General features: G+C 67.0%; 18 protein-coding genes and 1 other RNA gene. 6 read left to right on the top strand and 13 right to left on the bottom strand.

Annotation, left to right across the window (positions count from 1 at the left end; all coding sequences use genetic code 11):
• Positions 1-2: 2 nt before the first annotated feature.
• The 10 genes from murD to HPT29_RS07365 form a co-directional block, all read right to left on the bottom strand.
• Positions 3-1,394: a UDP-N-acetylmuramoyl-L-alanine--D-glutamate ligase gene (gene murD, locus HPT29_RS07410; RefSeq protein WP_173947375.1), complete on the bottom strand. Its 1,392-nt coding sequence runs from the start codon at positions 1,392-1,394 to the stop codon at positions 3-5.
• A gap of 5 nt (positions 1,395-1,399) precedes the next feature.
• Positions 1,400-2,485 (bottom strand): phospho-N-acetylmuramoyl-pentapeptide-transferase, encoded by a 1,086-nt coding sequence (gene mraY, locus HPT29_RS07405; protein ID WP_173947374.1) that lies wholly within the window; start codon positions 2,483-2,485, stop codon positions 1,400-1,402.
• Positions 2,486-2,488: 3 nt separating this feature from the next.
• Complete coding sequence (locus HPT29_RS07400; RefSeq protein WP_173947373.1) at positions 2,489-3,922, bottom strand: UDP-N-acetylmuramoylalanyl-D-glutamyl-2,6-diaminopimelate--D-alanyl-D-alanine ligase; 1,434 nt, start codon at positions 3,920-3,922, stop codon at positions 2,489-2,491.
• Positions 3,919-5,388 carry a UDP-N-acetylmuramoyl-L-alanyl-D-glutamate--2,6-diaminopimelate ligase gene (locus HPT29_RS07395; protein ID WP_173947372.1) on the bottom strand — a complete coding sequence of 490 codons (1,470 nt, stop codon included), beginning with the start codon at positions 5,386-5,388 and terminating at the stop codon, positions 3,919-3,921. Before HPT29_RS07395 ends, HPT29_RS07400 begins: the two co-directional genes overlap by 4 nt.
• The gene (locus tag HPT29_RS07390) at positions 5,385-7,199 is read right to left on the bottom strand and encodes a peptidoglycan D,D-transpeptidase FtsI family protein (RefSeq protein WP_259060509.1); all 1,815 of its coding nucleotides are present in this window, start codon (positions 7,197-7,199) and stop codon (positions 5,385-5,387) included. Before HPT29_RS07390 ends, HPT29_RS07395 begins: the two co-directional genes overlap by 4 nt.
• Positions 7,200-7,267: 68 nt before the next feature.
• Positions 7,268-7,663: a cell division protein FtsL gene (gene ftsL, locus HPT29_RS07385; protein ID WP_173947370.1), complete on the bottom strand. Its 396-nt coding sequence runs from the start codon at positions 7,661-7,663 to the stop codon at positions 7,268-7,270.
• The gene (gene rsmH / locus HPT29_RS07380; protein ID WP_173947369.1) at positions 7,660-8,709 is read right to left on the bottom strand and encodes a 16S rRNA (cytosine(1402)-N(4))-methyltransferase RsmH; all 1,050 of its coding nucleotides are present in this window, start codon (positions 8,707-8,709) and stop codon (positions 7,660-7,662) included. The genes ftsL and rsmH overlap by 4 nt, the downstream gene beginning before the upstream one ends.
• Positions 8,706-9,203 carry a division/cell wall cluster transcriptional repressor MraZ gene (gene mraZ, locus HPT29_RS07375; protein ID WP_173947368.1) on the bottom strand — a complete coding sequence of 166 codons (498 nt, stop codon included), beginning with the start codon at positions 9,201-9,203 and terminating at the stop codon, positions 8,706-8,708. Before mraZ ends, rsmH begins: the two co-directional genes overlap by 4 nt.
• A gap of 310 nt (positions 9,204-9,513) precedes the next feature.
• Positions 9,514-9,907: RNase P RNA component class A (gene rnpB, locus HPT29_RS07370), an RNA gene on the bottom strand.
• Between the two features lie 114 nt (positions 9,908-10,021).
• A complete protein-coding gene (locus tag HPT29_RS07365; RefSeq protein WP_173947367.1) occupies positions 10,022-10,747 on the bottom strand; it encodes a lytic transglycosylase domain-containing protein in 726 nt (241 codons plus the stop codon).
• 354 nt (positions 10,748-11,101) lie between these two features.
• Between HPT29_RS07365 and HPT29_RS07360 the strand changes: the two genes are divergently transcribed.
• The 6 genes from HPT29_RS07360 (at position 11,102) to HPT29_RS07335 (ending at position 16,434) form a co-directional block, all read left to right on the top strand.
• A complete protein-coding gene (locus HPT29_RS07360; RefSeq protein ID WP_173947366.1) occupies positions 11,102-11,380 on the top strand; it encodes a YMGG-like glycine zipper-containing protein in 279 nt (92 codons plus the stop codon).
• An 87-nt stretch (positions 11,381-11,467) separates the two neighbouring features.
• Entirely contained in the window at positions 11,468-12,193 is a 726-nt protein-coding gene (locus HPT29_RS07355; protein ID WP_173947365.1) for a TerB family tellurite resistance protein, read from the top strand.
• Between the two features lie 4 nt (positions 12,194-12,197).
• Entirely contained in the window at positions 12,198-12,965 is a 768-nt protein-coding gene (locus HPT29_RS07350) for an N-acetylmuramoyl-L-alanine amidase (protein ID WP_173947364.1), read from the top strand.
• An 81-nt stretch (positions 12,966-13,046) separates the two neighbouring features.
• A complete protein-coding gene (locus tag HPT29_RS07345) occupies positions 13,047-14,471 on the top strand; it encodes an efflux RND transporter periplasmic adaptor subunit (protein ID WP_173947363.1) in 1,425 nt (474 codons plus the stop codon).
• A gap of 11 nt (positions 14,472-14,482) precedes the next feature.
• A complete protein-coding gene (locus HPT29_RS07340; protein ID WP_285892604.1) occupies positions 14,483-15,205 on the top strand; it encodes an ABC transporter ATP-binding protein in 723 nt (240 codons plus the stop codon).
• Entirely contained in the window at positions 15,202-16,434 is a 1,233-nt protein-coding gene (locus tag HPT29_RS07335) for an ABC transporter permease (RefSeq protein WP_173947362.1), read from the top strand. The genes HPT29_RS07340 and HPT29_RS07335 overlap by 4 nt, the downstream gene beginning before the upstream one ends.
• Positions 16,435-16,694: 260 nt before the next feature.
• On the opposite strand, the gene metH is transcribed toward HPT29_RS07335, so the two are convergent.
• The 3 genes from metH to HPT29_RS07320 form a co-directional block, all read right to left on the bottom strand.
• Positions 16,695-20,450 (bottom strand): methionine synthase, encoded by a 3,756-nt coding sequence (metH, locus tag HPT29_RS07330; protein WP_173947361.1) that lies wholly within the window; start codon positions 20,448-20,450, stop codon positions 16,695-16,697.
• A gap of 101 nt (positions 20,451-20,551) precedes the next feature.
• Positions 20,552-21,457, bottom strand: coding sequence for a methylenetetrahydrofolate reductase [NAD(P)H] (gene metF / locus HPT29_RS07325; RefSeq protein WP_173947360.1), 906 nt, complete (start codon positions 21,455-21,457; stop codon positions 20,552-20,554).
• Entirely contained in the window at positions 21,457-22,470 is a 1,014-nt protein-coding gene (locus HPT29_RS07320; RefSeq protein ID WP_173947359.1) for an ArsR/SmtB family transcription factor, read from the bottom strand. The genes metF and HPT29_RS07320 overlap by 1 nt, the downstream gene beginning before the upstream one ends.
• Positions 22,471-22,591: the final 121 nt, after the last annotated feature.

Below are 22,591 nucleotides of genomic sequence, written 5' to 3'. Positions count from 1 at the left end.
CTTCAAGCCCCCTTGGCTTCAAGGCCGGGCAAGGCCCGGACCAGATCGCGGAAATGGTTTCCGCGCACTTCGTAATTCGGAAACTGATCGTAGGACGCGCAGGCCGGCGACAGCAGGACCACCGCGGGAGCCCCCAGGGCCTGCGCATCTGCCGCCGCCTGCATCACGGCGGTCTCGAGCGTGCCGCTGTGGACATGTGGCACGTCTGAACCGAGTGTCCTGGCAAATTCATCCGCCGCGGCCCCGATGAGATAGGCCTTGCGGATCTTCGGGAAATAGGACGTGAGCGGCTCGATGCCGCCTTCCTTCGCCTTGCCGCCGAGGATCCAGAAAATATCCCCGAAGGACTTGAGCGCCTTCTCGGTGGAATCCGCGTTGGTGGCCTTCGAATCGTTGATGAACAGCACCTCGTCGAGGCGGCCCACCTCTTCCATGCGGTGCGACAGGCCCGGGAAGGTGTGGAGGCCCGCGCGGATCGTCTCCGGCGAAACGTTCAACGCCAGGGCGACGGCGACGGCCGCCGCGGCGTTCTGCGCATTGTGGGCGCCGCGCAGGGAGCCAATTCCGGAGAGGCTCGCGATCGGCGCAGCGTCCGTCGCCGTCACTCCGACGAGCGTCTCTCCATCGGCGAAGACGCCCTTGCCGTCCAGCGGCTCGATCGAGACGCGAGCGACGTTGATGCCCTTCGCCTCGCAGGCCTCGGCGATCGCCCGGCTCATCGCATCGTCGACGCCGACGACGGCGAGGCCGGCTTTCGTCACCAGCCGCTCCTTGATCGCCGCATAGAGCTCAATCGTCCCGTGTCGGTCGATGTGATCGGGCGAGAGGTTGAGATGAACCCCGATGGTAGGCGCGAGCGAGGGCGCGAGATCGATCTGGAACGACGAGCACTCGATCACGTGGATCCGCTCGTCGGACGGCGGATCGAGGGAGAGGATGGCCGTGCCGATATTGCCGCCCATCTGCACGTCGCGGCCCGCCTCGCGCAGGATGTGGGCGATGAGCGCCGTCGTGGTCGATTTGCCGTTAGTGCCCGTGATGGCGACAAACAGCGCGTTCGGCGCGGTGGCTGCCCGCTCGCGGCAGAACAGCTCGATGTCGCCGATGATCTCGACGCCCGCATCGCGCGCGAGCCGCGCCGACCAGTGCGGTTCGGGATGCGTCAGCGGCACGCCCGGCGAGAGGATGAAGGACGAGATGCGCGACCAGTCGACCTTGCGCAGGTCATCCGTCTCGATGCCCCTCGCGCCGGCTTCCGCCATCCTGGCCGGATTGTCGTCGCAGGCGATCACGTGCGCGCCGCCCTCCTTCAGGGCCAGCGCCGTCGCCAGCCCCGAGCCGCCGAGGCCGAAGAGCGCGACCGTTTTGCCTGCGAAGGTGGTGACGGGGATCATGCGCCTTACCGCAGCTTGAGGGTGGCGAGGCCGACCAGGGCCAGCACGACGGCGATGATCCAGAACCGGATCACCACCTGCGGCTCGGTCCAGCCCATCTGCTCGAAATGGTGGTGGATCGGCGCCATCTTGAACACGCGCTTGCCGGTGAGCTTGAACGAGGCAACCTGGATGATCACGGACATGATCTCCAGAACGAAGAGGCCGCCCACGATGGCAAGCACGATTTCGTGCTTGGCTGCCACGGCAACCGTGCCGAGAAGGCCGCCGAGCGCCAGCGAACCCGTGTCGCCCATGAAGATCTGGGCCGGAGGCGCGTTGAACCAGAGGAAGCCGATGCCGGCGCCGATCAAGGCTCCGCAAATCACCGCGAGCTCACCGGTGCCGGGCACGAAATGGATCTGCAGATAATTGGAGAAGACGGCGTTACCGGCAAGATAGGCGATGAAGCCGAAGGTGCCGGCCGCGATCATCACCGGCACGATGGCGAGGCCGTCGAGCCCGTCGGTGATGTTGACCGCATTGCCGGCGCCGACGATCACGAAGCCGGCGAACACGATGTAAAACCAGCCGAGATTGAAGATCAGATCCTTCGAGAACGGCAGCGCCAGCTTGTTGGCGAGGCCGGGCGTCGCCATGTAGGAGATCGCGATGCACGCGACGGCCGCGATCAGAGCCTCAATGGCGAGGCGCGACCGACCGGAAAAGCCCTTGTGCGACTGCTTCGTGACCTTCAGGTAATCGTCGTAGAACCCGATGGCGCCGAAGCCCACCGTGACGAACAGCACGACCCATACATAGTGGTTCTCGAGGTTGGCCCAGAGCAGGGTCGAGATCAGCACGCCGGCCAGGATCATCAGGCCGCCCATGGTGGGCGTGCCGCGCTTGGTCAGAAGGTGCGATTGCGGTCCGTCCTCGCGGATCGGCTGTCCCTTGCCCTGGCGCAGGCGCAGAAGCGAGATCATCCACGGTCCGAACAGGAAGACGATCAGCAAGGCGGTCGCCGTCGCGCCGCCGGTGCGGAACGTGATGTAGCGGAAGATATTGAGGGGGCTGAAATAGGGGCTGAGCTCAGCCAACCAGGTTAACATCGGTCATCCTTTCAGCGCGTGGCCCGTCGGGCTCGCGCCGTAGCGTTCTTTCAGGGCCTTGACGATGAGGGCCATCTTCATGCTGAGCGAACCCTTGACCGTCACGGCATCGCCGGGACGCACGGCCGCCACGACCGCGTCGACCAGCTCGACGGAGGTCTGCACGTGGGCCGCGACCCTGGCCTTCGGCAGGGCGTCCACGAGGTTCTGCATCAGGGGCCCGGCCGCGAACAGCAGGTCGATCCTGTTCGCCTCGACGGCCTCCGCCAGCTCCGCATGCAGGCGCGGACCCGTCTCGCCCAGCTCCTTCATGTCGCCCAGAACGGCGATGCGCCGCGCCCCGCGCCCGAGCTCGACGGCGCCGAGATTGGCGAGCGCCGCGCGCATGGAGGCCGGGTTGGCGTTGTAGCTCTCGTCGATCAGCAGGGCCTCGCTGTCGCCGATGGCGAGCATCGTCCGCTCTCCGCGGCCCACGGGCGGCTTCATCTCGGCGAAGGAGAGCGCCGTCAGGGCCAGATCCGCGCCGAGCGCATGGGTGGCGGCGAGAACGCTCAGGGAATTGAGCGCGATATGCCGGCCCGCCGTGCCGATCCTGTAGGTCAGAGGCTGGCCGAACACCGTGGCGTCCACGATGGAGTGGTCGGGCTTGACGATGATACGCTGGGCGCGGATGTCGGCCGCCTCGTGCTCGCCGAAGGTGACGACGCGGCCGGCCGCGGACGCGTTCGCATGGGCGCGCATACGCTCGAAATAGGCGTTGTCGCGGTTGATCACCGCGGTTCCGCCGGGCTCTATCCCTGAGAAAATCTCGCCCTTCGCGTCCGCGATGCCCCAGAGCGACGGGAAGAACTCGATATGCACGGGTTCGACCGTGGTGATCACCGCGACGTGCGGACGGACCATGCCGGTGAGCGGCAGGATCTCGTGGGCATGATTCATGCCGATCTCGAACACGCCGAAATCGGTCTCGCGCGGCATGCGCGCGAGGGTCAGCGGCACGCCCCAATGGTTGTTGTAGGAGGCGACCGACGCATGGGTCGCGCCCTGGCGGGAGAGCGCGAGGCGCATCGCCTCCTTGGTGCCGGTCTTGCCGACGGATCCGGTGATGGCGACGATCTTCGCGTCCGTGCGCGCCCGGGCCGCGCGGCCCATCCGGCGCATGGCCTCGAGCACGTCCGGCACGACGACGAGCCTGTCCGAGCCTGCAAAGCCAGGAGCCTTTTCCTCGGACACGACGGCCGCCGATGCGCCCTTCTCGAGCGCCGCCGCAACGAAATCATGCCCATCATGCACGTCGCCCTTGATGGCGAAGTAGAGATCGCCAGGCTCGAGGGTGCGCGTGTCGATGGACGCACCCGTACCTTGCGCAAAGCCCGCGCCGATGCGGGCCCCGGTGGCGGCCGCGATCTCGTCCGATGTCCATAGGGGCGAATTCATCCCTGCCTCTCCGCAATGGCCGCCCGGACCTCGTCGTGGTCCGAGAACGGCAGGGTCCGGTCGCCGATGATTTGGCCCGTTTCATGACCTTTGCCCGCCACGACCAGAATATCGCCTTCCCGGAGCTCGGTCACGGCCGTGCGGATCGCCACGGCGCGGTCGCCGATCTCGCGGGCGCCGGGCGCGCCCTGCAGCACCTCGGCGCGGATCGCCGCCGGATCCTCCGAGCGAGGATTATCGTCCGTCACGATGACCACATCCGCCTTGTCGGAGGCGATGCGTCCCATGAGCGGACGTTTTCCCTTGTCCCTGTCGCCGCCGCAGCCGACGATGCACACGAGGCGTCCCTTCACGAAGGGGCGCAGGGCATCGAGCACATGGGCGAGCGCATCGGGCTTGTGCGCGTAATCGACGATGCAGATGGCGCCGTCGACCTCGCCCACCTGCTCGAGGCGGCCGGACACGCCCTTGAGGGATCCGAATCCCTCGAACACGTCCTCTACCCGGCCCTCGCCTTCCACCGCGAGCACCAGGCCCGCCGCGACGAGCGCGTTCTCGACCTGGAAGGCGCCGAGGAGCGGCAGGACCGTTCGGATCGTCTTCCCGTAGGCCTCGACGGTGAGAGCCTGCGTGAAGCCGTCGGCGCGCGCTTCGACGAGGCGAAGGGTCTCGCCCGCACGGCCCGTGGTGAGGATCTCGAGGCCGCGCTCGCGGATCCCGTTCAGGAACACGTCCGCATAGGGACCGTCCGCATTGACGATCGCCGGCGCATCGTCGGGCAGAAGCGTGTCGAACAGGCGCATCTTCGCCGCGGCATAAGCTTCGGTGGTGGCGTGATAGTCGAGATGATCGCGCCCGAGATTGGTGAAGCCCGCCGCCTGCAGGCGCACCCCGTCGAGGCGCCGCTGGTCGATGCCGTGCGAGGAGGCTTCCATGGCAAGCCGCGTGACGCCGTCCTTCGCCAGGCGGTCGAAGCTCTCGTGCAGCGAGATCGGATCCGGCGTCGTGAGCGACCCATAGGCCGCGCCATCGGACGTGATGATGCCGAGCGTTCCGACGCTCGCGGACTTGTATCCCAGATGCGCGAAGAGCTGGCGCGTGAAGTCGGCCACCGAGCTCTTGCCGCTCGTGCCCGTGACGGCTACGACCTTCTCGGGCTGCCGCGGATGGAACCGCGCCGCCGCGAGCGCCAGGGCGCGCCGCACGTCGCCGACCTGGACATAGGCCACCGGGGCCGGCAGATCGGACGGACGCGCGGCCTCGCCCACAATGGCGACGGCGCCGGCTGCTAGGGCCTGCGGCACGAAGCTCATGCCGTCGACCTTCGTGCCAGGCACGGCGAAGAACAGGGTGCCGGGCTCGACCTTGCGGCTATCCGAGGCGATCTTCGAGACGGCGAGAGGGGCATGGTCATGCCCCTGTGCGAGATCGAGAAGGTCGCCGAGATGCATGGTGCGTGCGCTCATCGGTTGCTGCCCCAGGCGCCAAGGCGCGACATGAGCGGGAACGGCTGCTGCGGCGGCTCGAAGCGCGGCGGCACGCCGAGCAGCGGGGCCACGCGCTCGACTACGTTTCCGGTCACGGGGCCGGCGTTCCAGCCAGCGGTCGAGAACCCGTAGGTGCCTTCCACGGCCTGCGGCTCGTCCATGATGGTGAGGAACACGTATTTCGGCTTGTCGGCCGGAACCACCGCCGTGAAGGTGGTGAGGTTCTTGTTCTTGGAATAGCGGCCGTTGATCACCTTCTCGGCCGTGCCGGTCTTGCCGCCCACGAAGAAGCCCGCGATGGCGGCCGCGCTCGCCGAGCCTTCCGGCACGGAGGCGTTCAGGCGCATCACATAGCGCATGGCCTCGCTCGTCTCGGGCTTGAGCACCTGAAGGGCGGTCTTGCGCGCCTCCTCCTGATCGCGCTTCAGGAAGGTGGGCTTGATCATCACGCCGCCATTGACCAGCGCGCCCACCGCCGCGAGCGCCTGGAGCGGCGCGACCGCGAGGCCGTGGCCGAAAGCGATGGTCATGGTGTTGAGCTCGCCCCAGCGGGGCGGAACGATCGGCAGGGCGCTTTCCGGCAGCTCCGTCTCGAGACGGGTGAGCTGCCCCATCTTGCGCAGGAACGCCTTGTGACCCTCCACGCCGATGCCGAGCGCCATGCGGGCGGTGCCGATGTTGGAGGAGTGGACGAACACCTCCGGTGTGGTCAGCACCCGGTGCGTCGCGTGGTAATCGCCGATGGTGAACTTGCCGTAGCGCAGACCCGAGCGCGCATCGAAGCTCGAGTTGATGTTGTACTTGCCGGAATCGAGCGCCATCGCGACGGTCAGGGCCTTGAAGGTCGAGCCCATCTCGAACACGCCGACATTGATGCGGTTGATCCGGTCCTTGTCGAGCGCATCGATCGGGTTGTTGGGATCATAGTCCGGCAGGGACACGAGGGCGATGATCTCGCCCGTGTTGACGTCCAGGATCGCGCCGGCGGTCGCCTTGGCCTTGAACTTCGCCATGCCTTTGGCGAGCTCGTCGCGAAGCGCATGCTGCACGCGCAGGTCCAGGGAGAGCTGGATGGGCTTGAGGTCGGCGGCCGAAATATTGAATCCGGCGCCGTTGAGGTCCTGCAGGCCCATGCTGTCGATGTATTTCTCAATCCCGGCGATGCCCACGTTGTCCACGTTGGCGAAGCCGAGCACGTGCGCGGCGGCCTCCGCGTTCGGGTAGACGCGCTTGTTCTCCGGCAGGAAGCCGATGCCCGGAATGCCGAGACGATGCACCTCCGCCTGCTGGCGCGGCGTGATCTCGCGCTTGACCCAGACGAATCCCTTCCGGGTGCTGAGCTTGTTGCGCAGGTCCGTGGCGTCGAGGTCGGGCAGCACGGCGGTGAGCAGTTCGACCGCCTCGTCCTTGTCGACGATGTTGCGCGGCTCGGCGAAGACGGAGACCATCTTCACGTCGGTGGCGAGGATCTCGCCGTTGCGATCGACGATGTCGGGGCGGGCCGCGGAAATCTCGGACGACGCGGCGCGGCGCACCTCGCTCGTGTTCTCGCTCGTGACCGCAAGATAGATCAGGCGGCCGCCGATGAGGCTGAACAGGCCGACGAAGCAGGCCGCCGCAAGGCCGACCCGCGACGTGCTCTTGTCGTGGCGCAGGCGAAACAACTCGCGCGCGTGGCCGAGTACGCCACGCCCGATGCTTTGTGCCGAGAAGGGTGCGCGGCCGACGCGCTCCGGCGCGCCGTCCGAGGGATAGCTTCTCGGATCGGTCCTGGCGGCGGAGTCGGCCATCGGGTCCTGGGCGTGATCAGGAACGGTCTTACCCTGCCATTCGGTTTGGGGCTCTTGCAACACGCGGCTCACCGTTTCGGGGTTTGGGTCGTCGGAGTGCGGGCGTCCGAATTCTTGTCCTTCGGAGTCGATGTCGGCTCGAGAAGCCCGAGCGCTTCGAGCTTGCGGCCGATCTCGTCCTCGCGGGAAGGCCGGTTCGGCAGGTCGGATAGACGCGCGAGCTGCTGGATCTTCAGCGGCTGGAGATCGAGATGCTTGTCGGCCGCCTCCTGAAGGCGGTCGGGGCGATCGAGATACTGCCACTCGGCCTGCAGAACCGCGATGGCCTCGCGTTCGCGCTGCGCCTTCGATTTCAGCTTCGCCACCTGCTCGGCATAGAAGAGCGTGTCGTACTTGATCGAATAGGCATAGCCCGCCGATGCGATGAGAGCAGAGATCGCAATGATGTGGAGCAGCCGGATCATCGGCGCCCTCCCCGTTTTTCAGCCGTCTGCGGCAACTCGGCCAACATGGTGATGGCGCTCAATGGCTCCTGCGGCGGCGTGTCCGTGCGCGCGCCGGCCCGCAGCTTGGCCGAGCGTGCCCGCGGATTGCGCGCCAGCTCCTCGTCACCCGGCCCGACGGGACCTCTGGTGATCGCCTCGAAGGTCGGCTCGGGCGCGGCGGCCGTCGGCAGATGGCGCGAGCCGGTGGCTGCGCGCCCGGTGCGGGCCGCGAAGAACTGCTTCACGATGCGGTCTTCGAGCGAATGGAACGTGACGACGACGAGGCGTCCGCCGGGCTTGAGAACACGCTCGGCCGCGTGCAGAGCGCGCACCAGCTCGCCGAGCTCGTCGTTGACCGCGATGCGCAGGCCCTGGAACACGCGCGTGGCCGGATGAATGCCGCCGGGCTCCTGCCGGATCAGCGAGGCGACGAGATCCGCCAGCTGACGCGTGGTCTCGAAAGGCTGGCGTCGCCGCATCTCGATGACCGCGCGCGCAACGGCGCGCGCGCGCCGCTCCTCGCCGTAATGATAGAAGATGTCCGCGAGTTCCGCCTCGCTGGATTCGTTGACGAGATCGGCTGCGCTCGGACCGTTCCGCTCCATGCGCATGTCGAGCGGACCCTCGTTGCGGAACGAGAAGCCGCGCTCGGCCTGATCGAGCTGCATGGACGACACGCCGATGTCGAGCACGACACCGTCGACGCTCTCGAAACCCTGCGCGTGCGCGATCTCGTCGAGGTCGCCGAACCGTCCGGGGACGAGAATCAGGCGCTTCTTGAATTTTGCCGTGAGAGAGGCCCCGCCGGCGATCGCATCCGGATCGCGGTCGATGGCGATGACCTTGTTCTGGGGATGGGCATCGAGAATGGCCCGGGTATAGCCGCCGGCGCCGAACGTGCCGTCGATGAAAGCACCGCCGCGCTTCGCGTCGAGCGCTGCGCCAACCTCCTCCAAGAGCACAGGAACGTGACGGGACGGTCCGCCAGCGGCTCCGGCTCCTGGGCCGTCGCCGCGTCCCATCATCGTTCCCGTACTCCTGGTGAGGTATTCTGCACTGACCTTGGCTCCGTAATTCGGCTTCCCAACGCTTTCTTCAGGTCTCGGACCTTCGTGCGCGCCTCCTCCAAGTGCGCACGGAAGCGCTCGGGCTCCCAAATCTGGAACTTGTGACCGAGTCCGACGAACGTCACCGTGTCGCCGATCCCGGCATGAACTTTTACCGTATCCGTCAGGATGACACGCCCCTCCGGATCGACCTTCAGAATCTCGCTGGTCCCGAACAACGCCGTCGACAGCTGATCCCGCTCGTCCGAATAGGGCGACAGCGTCGACAAGAACGCATCGATCTCGTTCAGAAGCACGTTGCCGCCTGCGTCCAAGGCCTGCGCGTCCAGCGCCGGATGAACGTAGAGCCCCTCGAATCCATCCTTGGCCAACACGGCCCGGAAGGATGCTGGGATCGAGACGCGACCCTTCGAATCCAACTTGTTGGTGAAATTGGACACGAAGCGGTTCATTGGCCGCAGCTCGCACGCTCCTGATTGTCAGCCCCCCGGCGGATCTTGATAATCCGCCTCCCGCAGCCAGTGGTGACGCTACTTTCCGAAGCAGAACGCCAGCATTTCTTGAGTGCTTGACGCCCCCTTCGGAAGACACCGTCGACGGGATGGTTTGGGATAACATGGGATAATATGGGCGTCAACGGAACGGAGGTGGGAGACATGCGTCGTCGCATGCATGCCCCATGAGACGCATTTACGGTTAATGAATCGTAAGCGGAGCAAAGGTTTGCTCCGCTTCCCTGCAAAATTCCGCCTGTGGAAAGATGGGGTCAGCCGGCCTGTAAGCCGGGTTCTGTAGGGCCCAAAGTCTAAGACCTTGGACGTGGCGGCCATTCCTCTGGGACGGTCATTGCTGACCGCCTCAAGCAACCAACCCGGACGACGGGCCTGGAAGCGGGCCTGGCGCGAACGCCTGTCGTCCCTATTCGGTTTTGCTCCTGGTGGGGTTTACCATGCCGTCCGCATTGCTGCGTCCGCGGTGCGCTCTTACCGCACCCTTTCACCCTTACCCCGAGGTCCGAAAACCTTCGCGGGGCGGTCTGCTCTCTGTGGCACTTTCCCTGAGGTTACCCTCGCCGGACGTTATCCGGCACCTTGCTTTCCATGGAGCCCGGACTTTCCTCCCCGAGCGAACTCGAAGCGGCCGCCCGGCCAGCTGACGGTGGGGATGTGGTGCCAAACGCCCCTGCCCGTCAAGGGCATTGCGCATGGTGCGCGGCAGAAGCGCCGGTTCGTCGGTGGAAGGATGCGCGCCGGCGGAACCATCCGGTGCGCTAGTCGGCCGCGGCCGTGATCACCTTCACCTTGGCGCAATAGGCGCGCGAGGCGCCCGTCATGGTCTGCGCACGGTGTCCGAACTGATAGCGCAGGATGGTGCCGCAGGTATCCCCGCCGGCAAGCTTGTAGGCTCGGGCGAGATATTTCAAACCATACCGGAGGTTGGTCTCCGCATCGAGCAGGCCCGCAGCCGCCCCCTGATAACCGAGAGACTGCGCCGTGCGGACGTTGATCTGGGTCAGCCCCATATTGGGACCGTTGCGCGCGCCGGCATTGTAGCGGCTCTCGAGCCGGACGACGGCGTCAGCCAGTTCATACGGAAGGCCGTATTCGGACGCGTGGCGGACGATTAGCGGCCGGAGAGCCGCGCTCCGGGCGGTATCCGACGAGCGCAGCTTCAGCGTGGCGTCCACGGGCGCTGCGGGGAGGGATGCGGTCTCGTCCTCCGGCTGAGCGGCCGCGGCCATCCGGGACAGCGCCTTGATGATGTCCGGCCCATTGCCGTCCTGGGCCTTTGCGGCAGCGCCGGCTTCCTTCGCCTTCCTCTTGTCAGATCCCTTGGCGGTCCTGGTGCTTTTCTGCGCCTCAGCCGCGTCGGTTGTCTCCTCGTCCGCGGTGGCTGCCGCCTCGGCGGCGGCCGCGCTCAGGAATTCCGCGGCCTTGTCGGGAGAAATGACAGCGCCATCATGATCTCCTTCGGCCCGAGCTTCGGCGGCCAGCATCAAGGCGACAGCTCCAACAGAGGCAATTGCAAGGGTTCTGAGCAGATGTTGCCAAGTCAAACCGAAACTCCAGCCGGCACAAATCGGAAGGTGCGGTCGGTGGATGCCAATTGGGGCGAAGATGTGGCACATCAAGCCGCATACATGTTCAGAATACGTTCAAGCTTGACCATGTAACCTTGATGACGCCTGGCTTTGCGGGTCGATTCTAGCCTCACACGGACCGGAAGAATTTTCCTCAGCTTATCCGGAATGGGGAGGAACTCTTTCTCCGCCCAGGAGTTGGCGACAGCGTAAGGTCAAGCTAAACAGGACAGGGCAGCCTACCGCCCGCTCAACAACAGGGAAGCCTCCATGAAGAAGATCATGACAGCCATTGCCGCCGGTGCCCTCACCCTCTCGATGGCAGCCTGCAACACCCCCGGCGAGCGCGCAGTGGGTGGCGCTGCGGTCGGCGGCCTTGCTGGTGCGGCCATTGGCGGTGCAGCCACGGGTCGTGGCAGCGGCGCTCTGGCGGGCGCGGCCATCGGTGCTGCCGGTGGTGCGATCGTTGGAGCGGCAACGACTCCGTCTCGCCCGGCCTGCCCCTACGGCACCTATCAGGACGTCTACGGCAACGTCTACTGCCGCTGATCGCGCGTCGAAGCATGAATTTGAGGGGCCGGGACATTCCCGGCCCCTTCCCTTTTGCCAGCACATGAGCGTACGACTAGTCGCACGATGATTCAGTCGATTTGGGGTAAGCTGGGTGGCGCCGGCATCGGGCTCGCCTTGGGCGGGCCGATCGGGGCCCTCCTGGGTGGCGTGGCCGGCCACGTTCTCATTGACCGCGAGGGCGCTCCTTTCGGGAAGCCGCCGCGCGACGTGCTCTTCACCATGGGGCTCGTGGCGCTCGCCGCCAAGATGGCGAAGGCCGACGGCGTCGTGGTCGACGTCGAGGTCAGGGCCTTCGAGCAGATCGTGGACGTGCCCGAAAGCGAGCACGACAACGTGGAGCGCCTGTTCAACCTCGCGATGCAGACCTCGGACGGGTTCGAGTCCTACGCCCGTCAGATCGGGGACGCGTTCAAGGACGAGCCCGCCCTGCTTGAGGACGTGCTCGACGGCCTGTTCCATATCGCCAAGGCGGACGAGGCGATCCATGAGGCGGAATACGTCTACCTCAAGGATGTGGCGACGATCTTCGCCATCCCGGACCACGATTTCGAACGCATCGCCGCCCGCCACGTCCTGCGCCCGGATGATCCCTATCTCGTCCTCAAGGCCGAGCGGGGCATGAGCGACGATGAGCTGAAGCGCCACTACCGCCGGCTCGTGGCCGAGAACCATCCCGACCGGGAGATCGCCCGCGGCCTGCCGCCGGAAGCCGTCAAGATCGCGACCGAGCGCGTGGCCGCCATCAACGCCGCCTGGGAACGCATCGCCGCCGAGCGGAACATCAGGTGACGGCATGAGCGCTCTCGCCCCGGAAAGCCCGGTCGCCGGCAAGGTGTTTCCGTCGCCCAATCACGGGGAGCGCAAGGACGGCCAGCGCCCCACCATGCTCATCCTCCACTACACGGGCATGCCCGACGAGGGTGAGGCCCTGCAGTGGCTGTGCAATCCGGTCTCGCAGGTCTCCGCCCATTACTTCGTGTTCAGCGACGGGCGCGTGCTGCAGCTCGTCCCCGAGATGCGCCGGGCCTGGCATGCGGGCCTCTCCTCCTGGGACGGCGACAACGACATCAATTCCTGCTCCATCGGCATCGAGATCGCCAATCCGGGCCATCCGGGCGGCCTTCCGCCCTACCCGGACGCGCAGATCGACAGCGTCGCGGCCCTGACCCGGGACATCGTCACCCGCTGGCGCATTCCGGCCACGCGGGTGCTCGGCCATTCCGACGTCGCCCCCGGCCGCAAGGTCGACCCGGGCGAGCGGTTTCCCTGGCAGCGCCTGCACGAGGCCGGCGTCGGCCATTGGGTTGCGCCGTCGGCCACGAGCGACGGCCGCTTCTTCTCCCGGGGCGACCAGGGCATGCCCATCGAGGCCCTGCAGGCGATGCTCGCCATGTACGGCTACGGGGTGAGGATCAACGGCCTGTTCGACGAGGACACGGAAAAGGTGGTCGCGGCCTTCCAGCGCCATTTCCGCCCCGAGCGCGTCGACGGGGTGGCAGACGCCTCCACGATCATGACCCTGCGCAACCTGATCGCCACGCGGCCGCAGGCCGCCGCATGACAAAGAGTTAACTCGTAACGTCCCGGAAAATCGGCCACAATCGACCCTCATGACAGCTTGTGTCTTGCAGAGGGCTTTTCGGTGCGTCGCGTCTGGTTGTGGTTGATCGGCATCGTCCTGGTGGCGGGCACCGCCGGCTTCGTGCTGTGGAAGCCTACGGGCGGCAACGCGTCCGATCAGGCCTACCGGCTCGGCGTGGTGGATCGCGGCCCGATCACGGCGAGCGTGCGCGCGACCGGCACGCTCAATCCCGTCACGACGGTTCTGGTCGGATCGCAGCTCTCCGGCCAGGTGGTCGAGATCCTGGCCGACTACAACACCCCCGTGAAGGAAGGCCAGGTGGTGGCCCGCCTCTATGCCGAGCAGATCAAGTCGCGCCGCGACGCGGCGCTCGCCGACCTCGCCCAAGCGAAAGCCGATCTCGACACCAAGCGCGCGCAGATCGACAAGGCGCGCTCGGCGCTGCAGCGGTCGCAGGCGCAGGCGAACGATCTCGCGGCCCAGCGCGACCGCACGCAGGCACAGCTCGCCGACGCGCAGCGCACCCTCGACCGGCAGAAGGAGCTGACCACCCGGGCGGTGGGAACCCAGACGGCCCTGGAGCAGGCCGGAACGCAGGTCGACATCCAGAAGGCGAACCTCGTCTCGGCCGACGCGCAGATCGCGTCGAACAGGGCCGAGACGGACGGGCTCAGGGCGGATCTCGCCCTGGCCGAGGCGGGGGTGAAATCCGCCGAGGCGATCATCCTGCAGCGGCAGGCGAAGCTCAAGGACATCGAGATCGACCTCGCCCGCACCGACATCAAGTCGCCGGTCGACGGCGTCGTGGTCAAGCGGGACATCGAGCTCGGCCAGACCGTCGCGGCCTCCCTGTCCGCCCCGACGCTCTTCACGATCGCGCAGGACCTGCGCGAGATCGACATCTACGCCAATATCGACGAAGCCGATGTGGGCCGCATCAAGGACGGCCAGAAGGTGACCTTCACGGTGAACGCCTATCCGAACCGCACCTTCGAGGGCAGCGTCAGGATGGTGCGCCTGTCCGCCCAGACGGTGCAGAACGTGGTCACCTACACGGCCGTCATCGGCGTGAGGAACCTGGATCAGGCGCTCCTGCCGGGCATGACGGCGAACCTCCAGATCGTCACCGACGAGCGGGAGGACGTGCTGCGCATCCCCAACGCGGCCCTGCGCTTCCGGCCGCCGGCGGCCGTCGCGGCGAGCGAGCCGAACGGCCAGCCGCGTCGGCAGCGTGCACGCGACCGCGATGCGCAGACGCAGCCGGACGAGGGCACGGGCGGACGCATCTACCGGGTCGCCCAGGACGGCCGGCCCGAGGCCGTGCACGTGCGGCTCGGCGCCACGGACGGAGCCTATACCGAGATCATGCGCGGCGACGTGCAGGAGGGCGCGGCGATCATCATCGGGGCCCAGCGCCAAGATGCCGGGGAGGATGCGAACGGTCAGGCCTCGAACCGCCGCCCGCGCCCCCCGCGCATGTTCTAGCGGGGTGCCCCGTGGCTCTCATCGAAACACGCGACCTGAGACGGGTCTACGACCTCGACGCCGGCCGGGTCGTGGCCCTCGATTCCGTGTCGCTCGACATCGACAAGGGTGACTTCGTGGCCGTGATGGGCCCGTCCGGCTCGGGCAAGTCCACGTTCATGAATCTCGTCGGCTGCCTCGACAAGCCGACCGCCGGCCACTACCGGCTCGCCGACACGGCGGTCGAGCGCCTCGACGCGGACGGTCTGGCGCGGCTGCGCAACCGCGAGATCGGCTTCGTCTTCCAGCAGTTCAACCTCCTGCCCCGCGTCGACGCGCTCGGCAACGTGGAGCTGCCGATGGTCTATGCGGGGTTCGACCGCAGGACGCGTCGCGAGCGCGCCCTGCATGCGCTCGGCCGCGTCGGTCTCGCCGAGCGGGCGCATCACCGCCCGATGCAGCTCTCCGGAGGACAGCAGCAGCGCGTCGCCATCGCACGCGCGCTCGTCAACGGCCCGAGCCTGCTCCTCGCCGACGAGCCGACCGGCGCTCTCGACAGCCGCACGGCGAACGAAATCATGGCCCTGTTCCAGGAACTCAACCGCGAGGGCGTCACCATCGTGCTCGTCACGCACGATGCCGAGGTCGGGCGGCACGCGCACCGGCTGATCCGCTTCCGGGACGGGCGCGTGATCGAGGACCACCGCCAGATCCCGGTCGATGCGCGCGCCCTCGCCACGGAGGCCGCCGAATGAGGCTGATCGAAGCCATCCGGTCCGCGTTCTCCGCCATCGCGGCCAACGCTCTGCGCAGTCTTCTCACCATGCTCGGCATCGTCATCGGAGTGGCGGCCGTCATCGCCATGGTGGCGATCGGCTCCGGGGCGCGCAATCTCGTCGACCAGCAGATCCGGTCTCTCGGCGCGAACCTCGCCATCGTGACGCCCGGAAACGTCACGCAGGGCGGCGCGCGCCTCGGCGCCGGTGCCGCCTCGTCGCTCACGGACGAGGACGCGCACGCGATCCGCCGCGAGGTCGACGGCGTGGTGGCGGCCGCGCCCTTCGTGCAGGGCGGCGCCCAGGTGGTGGCCGGCGGCAGCAACTGGGCCACGCGCATCTACGGCATCGACCGCGACTGGTTCTCCGCGCGCGAATGGGACGTCGCCACCGGCCGCACCTTCGATCCGGAGGAGGTCCGTCGCGGCGACATCGTGATCCTTCTCGGCCAGACGGTCGCCCGCAACCTCTTCGGCGAGGACGATCCCATCGACCAGATCGTGCGCGTGCGCAACGTGCCCTTCCGGGTCATCGGCGTCATGGCGCCGAAGGGGCAATCGGCCTTCGGGCAGGACCAGGACGACGTGGTCTTCGTGCCGCTCGACGCAGGCCGCCGCCGGGTGATCGGGCGCAACTACGCCAAGGACGGGTCCGTCGGCTCGATCTTCGTGAAGTTCGCCGACGAGAACGACATCGAACCCGGCATCGCGAGCATGACGGAGCTGCTGCGCCAGCGTCACCGCATCACGGGCGAGCAGGAGGACGATTTCTCCATCCGCAACCTGACGGAGATCGCCAACACGGCGTCCGCCTCCGCCAACACGCTCTCCATGCTGCTCGCCGCCGTGGCGGCCGTGTCGCTGCTCGTCGGCGGCATCGGCATCATGAACATCATGCTGGTGTCCGTCACCGAGCGCACCCGCGAGATCGGCCTGCGTCTCGCCGTCGGCGCGCGGCCGCGCGACATCCTGAGCCAGTTCCTGATCGAGGCGACGACGCTCTCCACCATCGGCGGGGCGCTCGGGATCGGCCTGGGCGCCGGCGCCGCCTATCTGGTGGCGCAACTCGCCGGCTGGCCGTCGCTCGTGTCCACCAACGCCATCGTCGTGGCGGTGGGCTTCTCGGCCCTGGTGGGCATCTTCTTCGGGTTCTACCCGGCGCAGCGCGCCGCGAGGCTCGACCCCATCGAGGCGCTGCGGCGGGAGTGAGAACTCCGGTTCCTGCGTCACACCTGTTTTGTGCCGGTGATCTCGATCCGAGAAGCGCCGCGCTTTTCCGATCGAGATGGCCGGCACGAGGCCGGCCATGACGTGGAGAGGAGTGGCACGGACCGGACGATCAACCTGCACGTCATCACCGGCCTCGTGCCGGTGATCCCGCTACTGTGAAACGCCGCGCTCTCCTGGTCGGGATGGCCGGGACAAGTCCGGCCATAACCCGGCTATGACGTGGCAGGGTCGTAGGATCCTTACTCAGCCGCCATCACCCGGTAGCGCGCCGGATCGTAGTTGAGGATCGGGGCGAGCCAGCGCTCGACTTCCGCCACGCTCATGTCCTTGCGCGCCGCGTAGTCTTCCACCTGATCGCGCTCGACCTTGGCGACGCCGAAGTAATAGGCGTCCGGATGCGACAGGTAGAGGCCCGACACGGACGAGCCCGGCCACATGGCGTAGGATTCGGTGAGCGTGACGCCGATGCTGCGCTCGGCCCCAAGCAGGCTGAACAGGGTCGCTTTCTCCGTATGGTCGGGCTGCGCCGGATAGCCGGGCGCCGGGCGGATGCCCTGGTACTCCTCGCCGATCAAGCCCTCGTTGCTGAGGCTCTCGTCCGTCGCATACCCCCAGAACTCCCGGCGCACGCGCTCGTGCATGCGCTCGGCGAAGGCTTCCGCCAGACGGTCGGCGAGGGCCTTGACCAGGATCGAGCGGTAATCGTCGTTGGCGCGCTCGAATCGCTCCGCGATGCGCACCTCCTCGATGCCGGACGTCACCACGAAGGCGCCGACCCAGTCGGGCTTGCCGCTCTCCACCGGGGCGACGAAATCGGACAGGCAGATGTTGGCCTTGCCGTCGCGCTTCGAGAGCTGCTGGCGCAGGCCGTAGAAGGTCGCCAGCGGCTCGCTGCGGCTCTCGCCCGTGTAGAGGCGGATGTCGTCGCCGACCGCGTTGGCCGGCCAGAAGCCGATGACCGCCTTGGGATTGAACCAGCGCTCGTCCACGAGCTGCTTGAGCATCGCCTGAGCGTCCTCCCAGAGCTGTCGCGCGGCCTCGCCCTGCTTCTCGTCCTCCAAGATCGCCGGGAAGCGGCCCTTCAGCTCCCAGGTCTGGAAGAACGGCGTCCAGTCGATATAGGGCACGAGCTCGCCCACATCGTAGCTGCGGAACACGCGGGCGCCCGTGAAGGTGGGCTTCGGCGGCTGATACGCGGCCCAGTCGAGCGCGAGCCTGTTGGCGCGGGCCTTCTCGATGGAGAGGCGCTGCTTGTCGGCCTCGGAGCGGGCATGGGCCTCGGCTACCTTGCGGTATTCGGAGCGCAGCGTCTCCACGTAGCCGTCCTTCATCTCGGACGATAGAAGGGACGACACGATGCCGACGGCGCGGCTGGCATCGGTCACGTAGACCGCCTGCCCCTTGTTGTAGTTCGGGTGGATCTTCACGGCCGTGTGCACGCGGCTCGTGGTGGCGCCGCCGATGAGCAGCGGAATGTCGAAGCCCTCGCGCTCCATCTCGCTCGCCACATGCACCATCTCGTCTAGGGACGGGGTGATGAGGCCCGAGAGGCCGATCACGTCCACGTTCTCCTTGCGGGCCGTCTCCAGGATCTTCTGCGCCGGCACCATGACGCCGAGATCGAGGACCTCGTAGTTGTTGCAGGCCAGCACGACGCCCACGATGTTCTTGCCGATGTCGTGCACGTCGCCCTTGACCGTCGCCATCAGCACCTTGCCGGCGGCGGACCGCTCGGTGACGCCGGAGGCTTCCTTCTCGGCCTCCATGAACGGCATGAGATAGGCCACGGCCTGCTTCATCACGCGGGCGGACTTCACCACCTGGGGCAGGAACATCTTGCCGGCGCCGAAGAGATCGCCCACCACGTTCATGCCGGCCATGAGCGGGCCTTCGATCACGTGCAGCGGACGCGCGGCGGCCTGGCGGGCCTCCTCCGTGTCCTGCTCGATGAACTCGGTGATGCCGTTGACGAGCGCATGTTCGATGCGCTTCGCGACGGGCCAGGAGCGCCACTCGAGATCGGCCGCCTTTACGGCGCCGGAACCATCGCCTTTGAAGCGGGGCGCGGCCTCCAGCAGGCGCTCCGTCGCATCAGGACGGCGGTTGAGCACCACGTCCTCGCACAGCTCGCGCAGCTCCGGATCGATCTCGTCGTAGACCGCGAGCTGGCCGGCATTCACGATGCCCATGTCCATGCCGACCTTGATGGCGTGGAACAGGAACACGGAGTGCATGGCCTCGCGCACCGGCTCGTTGCCGCGGAACGAGAAGGACAGGTTGGATACGCCGCCCGAGATATGCGCGTGCGGCAGGGTCTCGCGGATGATCCTGGTCGCCTCGATGAAGGCGACGCCGTAGCCGTTGTGCTCCTCGATACCGGTGGCGACCGCGAACACGTTCGGATCGAAGATGATGTCCTCCGGCGGGAAGCCGACCTGCTCGGTGAGGATCCGGTAGGCGCGGGTGCAGATCTCGACCTTGCGCTCGAGCGTATCGGCTTGGCCCTGCTCGTCGAAAGCCATCACGACGACGGCTGCCCCGTAGGAGCGGCAGATTTTGGCGTGCTCGATGAAGGCCTCCACGCCCTCCTTCATGGAGATCGAGTTCACGATGGCCTTGCCCTGGATGCACTTGAGGCCGGCCTCGATCACGTGGAACTTGGAGGAATCCACCATCACCGGAACACGGGCGATGTCGGGCTCGGCCGCCACGAGGTTGAGGAACTCCACCATGGCCTTCTCGGAATCGAGCAGGCCCTCGTCCATGTTGATGTCGATGATCTGGGCGCCGTTCGCCACCTGGTCGCGCGCCACGTCGAGAGCGGCGGCGTAATCGCCGTTCGTGACGAGCTTGCGGAACTTGGCCGAACCCGTGACGTTCGTGCGCTCGCCCACGTTCACGAACGTGATGTCGGAGGTGAGATTGAAGGGCTCGAGGCCCGACAGACGCATGAGCGGCTGCACCGTGGGAACCGCGCGCGGCGCCTTGCCGGCGACGGCCTCGGCGATGGCCCGGATGTGGTCCGGCGTCGTGCCGCAGCAGCCGCCGACCACGTTGACGAGCCCGGCATCGGCAAACTCCGCCAGCATCCGGGCCGTCGCTTCGGGACGCTCGTCGTAGAGACCGAACTCGTTGGGCAGGCCTGCATTCGGATAGGCGCAGACGAGCGTGTCGGCGACCTTGCCGATCTCCTGGATATGGGCGCGCATCTCGCGGGCGCCGAGCGCGCAGTTGAGGCCGATGGAGAACGGCTCCGCGTGACGAACCGAATGCCAGAACGCCGTCGGAGTCTGGCCCGACAGCGTGCGACCCGACAGATCCGTGATGGTGCCCGAGATCATGATCGGCAGCTTCACGCCCTTCTCGGCGAAGACCTGATGGGTCGCCACGATGGCCGCCTTGGCGTTGAGCGTGTCGAAGATCGTCTCGATGAGGATGATCTCGGCGCCGCCGTCGACGAGCCCCCTCACCTGCTCGGCGTAAGCGTCGCGGACCTGATCGAAGGTCACGGCGCGGTAGCCCGGATTGTTCACGTCGGGCGAAATCGACAGCGTACGGTTCGTCGGACCGATGGCTCCGGCGACGAAACGGCGGCGGCCGTCTTCCTTTTCGGCGATCAGCGCGGCCTCGCGCGCGAGCCGCGCGCCGTCGAAGTTCAGATCGTAGACGATCTCCTCCATGCCGTAATCGGCCTGGGCGATGGAGGTGCCGGAGAAGGTGTTGGTCTCGACGATGTCGGCGCCCGCGCGGAAATAATCGAGGTGCACGTTGCGCACCGCGTCGGGCTGGGTGAGGATGAGCAGGTCGTTGTTGCCCCGGACATCCTGTTTCCAGTCCTTGAAACGCTCGCCCCGGAAATCCTCTTCCGAGAAGCGGGAGCGCTGCAGTTCCGTTCCCATCGCGCCATCGAGCACGAGAATCCGCCTGGAGGCGGCGTCGCGAAGCGCCTTGGTCACGTCGGCGCCGTCGGCAGGGCGAGGAATATACGCGGTCATTCGATCTGTTCTCTCGTGATCGTGGCCGATGTCCCGCCGGCCGACGATGCTCGTTTCATGGTGTGCGATGTGGATGCCCGGCCGAGCCGGGCACCGGAAATTCAGGCCGCGGCCTTCACGCTCTGGTCGCGCAGTCCGAGCAGATGGCAGATGGCATAGACCAGATCGGCCCGGTTCATGGTGTAGAAGTGGAACTCGTTGACGCCCCGGTCGACGAGATCGATCACCTGCTCGGCCGCGACGGCGGCGGCGACGAGCCTGCGGGTCTCCACGTCGCTTTCCAAACCCTCGAAGCGGGCGGCGAGCCAGTCCGGCACGCTCGCGCCGGTCTTCGACGCGAAGTTCGCTGTCTGCTTGAAGTTCTGAACCGGTACGATCCCCGGGACGATCGGAATGTCGATGCCGCGCGCGCGGACGCGGTCGAGATAGCGGAAGTAATGGTCGTTGTCGAAGAAGAACTGGGTGATGGCGCGGTCCGCGCCGCAATCAACCTTGGCCTTCAGCACATCGATGTCGGCGTCGAGGGACGCCGCCTCGGGGTGCTTCTCCGGATAGGCCGATACGGAGACTTCGAAATCGCCGATGGCCTTGATGCCGGCGACGAGATCGCAGGTCCGCTCATAGCCGCCGGGATGCGGCTCGTAGGCCGTGCCGATGCCGGACGCGGGATCGCCGCGCAGCGCCACGATATGGCGCACGCCCGCATCCCAGTAGGAGCGGATGACGTCGTCGACCTCCTCCCTGGTGGCCGCCACGCAGGTGAGATGCGCGGCCGGCTTGAGGTGCGTCTCCTGCACGAGGCGGGACACGGTGGCGTGCGTGCGCTCGCGGGTGGAGCCGCCGGCCCCGTAGGTCACGGAGACGAATTGCGGATTGAGCGGAGCCAGACGCTGGATCGACGCCCAGAGGGTCTGCTCCATCTCGGGCGTCTTCGGCGGGAAGAACTCGAATGACACCTTGATCGGACGGGAGACCTGCCGGCTGGGGCGAAGGGTGAGCGGGGACATCAGGCGACCTCTCTGTCGGGTTCACTCAAGGGCCAATCCGTCACCACGCGGCGATCCTGGCCAAGCCAAAGGGATACGGTCAACTGCTCGTCGCCCTTCCTGGACGGAGCGATCTCCCGGGTCAGGGTGCAATCGAGGCCTGCCTCGTCGAGCCAGCCGGCGACCTGGGTGGGAGCGAAGCCGAGGCGGCGATGGGCCTGGGCCTCGCGCAGGAATTCGAGATCGTGCGGGGCGAAATCGACCACGAGGATGCGACCGCCCGGCGCCACCAGGCGGGCGGCCTCGCGGATCGCGCGGGCCGGATCGTCGAGGTAGTGCAGCACCTGATGGATGATGACGAGATCGAAGGTGTCGCGCGGGAATGGAGGCGCATAGATGTCGCCCTGGCGCAGTTCGATGCCCTTGAGGCCGGCCTTCTCGAGATTGGCCCGGGCCACGGACAGCATGGCGTGGCTGGCATCGAGCCCCACGGTGCGGCTGGCCCGGGGCGCAAGCAGTTGGAGCATGCGGCCGGTTCCGGTGCCGAGGTCAACGAGGTTCCGGATCCTGGCCGGTCCCAGGGCGTCCAGAACCGATGCCTCGACCACCGCTTCGGGAGCGTGGAGGGAGCGGATCCGGTCCCAGTCAGGCGCCAGGCGGGAGAAGAACGCCTGGGCGGCCTGGGACCGCTGGGCCCGCACGGCTTCGAGGCGGGTGCGGTCCTCCAGGAGCTGCGGGTCGGACCGGTCCAGGCTCTCCAGGGTCGGGCGGATGATTCGCAGGGCCACGCCCCGGTCGGTGAGCCGGAAGAACGCCCAAGCCCCTTCCCGGTGCCGTTCCACGAGACCCGCCTCGACGAGAAGCTTGAGATGACGGGAGATGCGCGGCTGGGACTGCCCCAGGATGTCCGTGAGGTCGGAAACGGACAACTCCCCTTCGGTCAGCAGGGCCAGGATCCGCAGGCGCGTCTCCTCGGCGGCGGCCCGAAGGACATCCAGGGTCAGATCCAGGGACGGAGACGGGGTGTCAGGCACGGCCAAATCTCGCTCTTACATATAAAGATATATTTATATGTATTTTGAGAGGAGAGCAAGCGACGGCGTGAGCCTTGTCTCTGGTTTGGGACTCCGCCGACGTTCTTGAGGCTGGTTTCAC

The sequence above is a fragment of the Microvirga terrae genome (genome assembly GCF_013307435.2).
Taxonomy (GTDB): Bacteria; Pseudomonadota; Alphaproteobacteria; order Rhizobiales; family Beijerinckiaceae; genus Microvirga; species Microvirga terrae.
Note: the sequence above shows the minus strand (reverse complement) of the source record. Positions and strands in the feature narration are given on the sequence as shown.

Bases quoted from the DNA above. Each gene is read 5' to 3' on its own strand.
- ftsL (WP_173947370.1), bottom strand. From the start codon at position 7,663: ATGATCCGGCTGCTCCACATCATTGCGATCTCTGCTCTCATCGCATCG.
- HPT29_RS07355 (WP_173947365.1), top strand. From the start codon at position 11,468: ATGATTCAGTCGATTTGGGGTAAGCTGGGTGGCGCCGGCATCGGGCTC.
- HPT29_RS07395 (WP_173947372.1), bottom strand. From the start codon at position 5,388: ATGAGCGCACGCACCATGCATCTCGGCGACCTTCTCGATCTCGCACAG.
- rsmH (WP_173947369.1), bottom strand. From the start codon at position 8,709: ATGATGGGACGCGGCGACGGCCCAGGAGCCGGAGCCGCTGGCGGACCG.
- HPT29_RS07400 (WP_173947373.1), bottom strand. From the start codon at position 3,922: ATGAATTCGCCCCTATGGACATCGGACGAGATCGCGGCCGCCACCGGG.
- HPT29_RS07335 (WP_173947362.1), top strand. From the start codon at position 15,202: ATGAGGCTGATCGAAGCCATCCGGTCCGCGTTCTCCGCCATCGCGGCC.
- metF (WP_173947360.1), bottom strand. From the start codon at position 21,457: ATGTCCCCGCTCACCCTTCGCCCCAGCCGGCAGGTCTCCCGTCCGATC.
- murD (WP_173947375.1), bottom strand. From the start codon at position 1,394: ATGATCCCCGTCACCACCTTCGCAGGCAAAACGGTCGCGCTCTTCGGC.
- HPT29_RS07350 (WP_173947364.1), top strand. From the start codon at position 12,198: ATGAGCGCTCTCGCCCCGGAAAGCCCGGTCGCCGGCAAGGTGTTTCCG.
- HPT29_RS07360 (WP_173947366.1), top strand. From the start codon at position 11,102: ATGAAGAAGATCATGACAGCCATTGCCGCCGGTGCCCTCACCCTCTCG.
- HPT29_RS07390 (WP_259060509.1), bottom strand. From the start codon at position 7,199: ATGGCCGACTCCGCCGCCAGGACCGATCCGAGAAGCTATCCCTCGGAC.
- HPT29_RS07365 (WP_173947367.1), bottom strand. From the start codon at position 10,747: ATGCTGGCCGCCGAAGCTCGGGCCGAAGGAGATCATGATGGCGCTGTC.
- metH (WP_173947361.1), bottom strand. From the start codon at position 20,450: ATGACCGCGTATATTCCTCGCCCTGCCGACGGCGCCGACGTGACCAAG.
- mraZ (WP_173947368.1), bottom strand. From the start codon at position 9,203: ATGAACCGCTTCGTGTCCAATTTCACCAACAAGTTGGATTCGAAGGGT.
- mraY (WP_173947374.1), bottom strand. From the start codon at position 2,485: ATGTTAACCTGGTTGGCTGAGCTCAGCCCCTATTTCAGCCCCCTCAAT.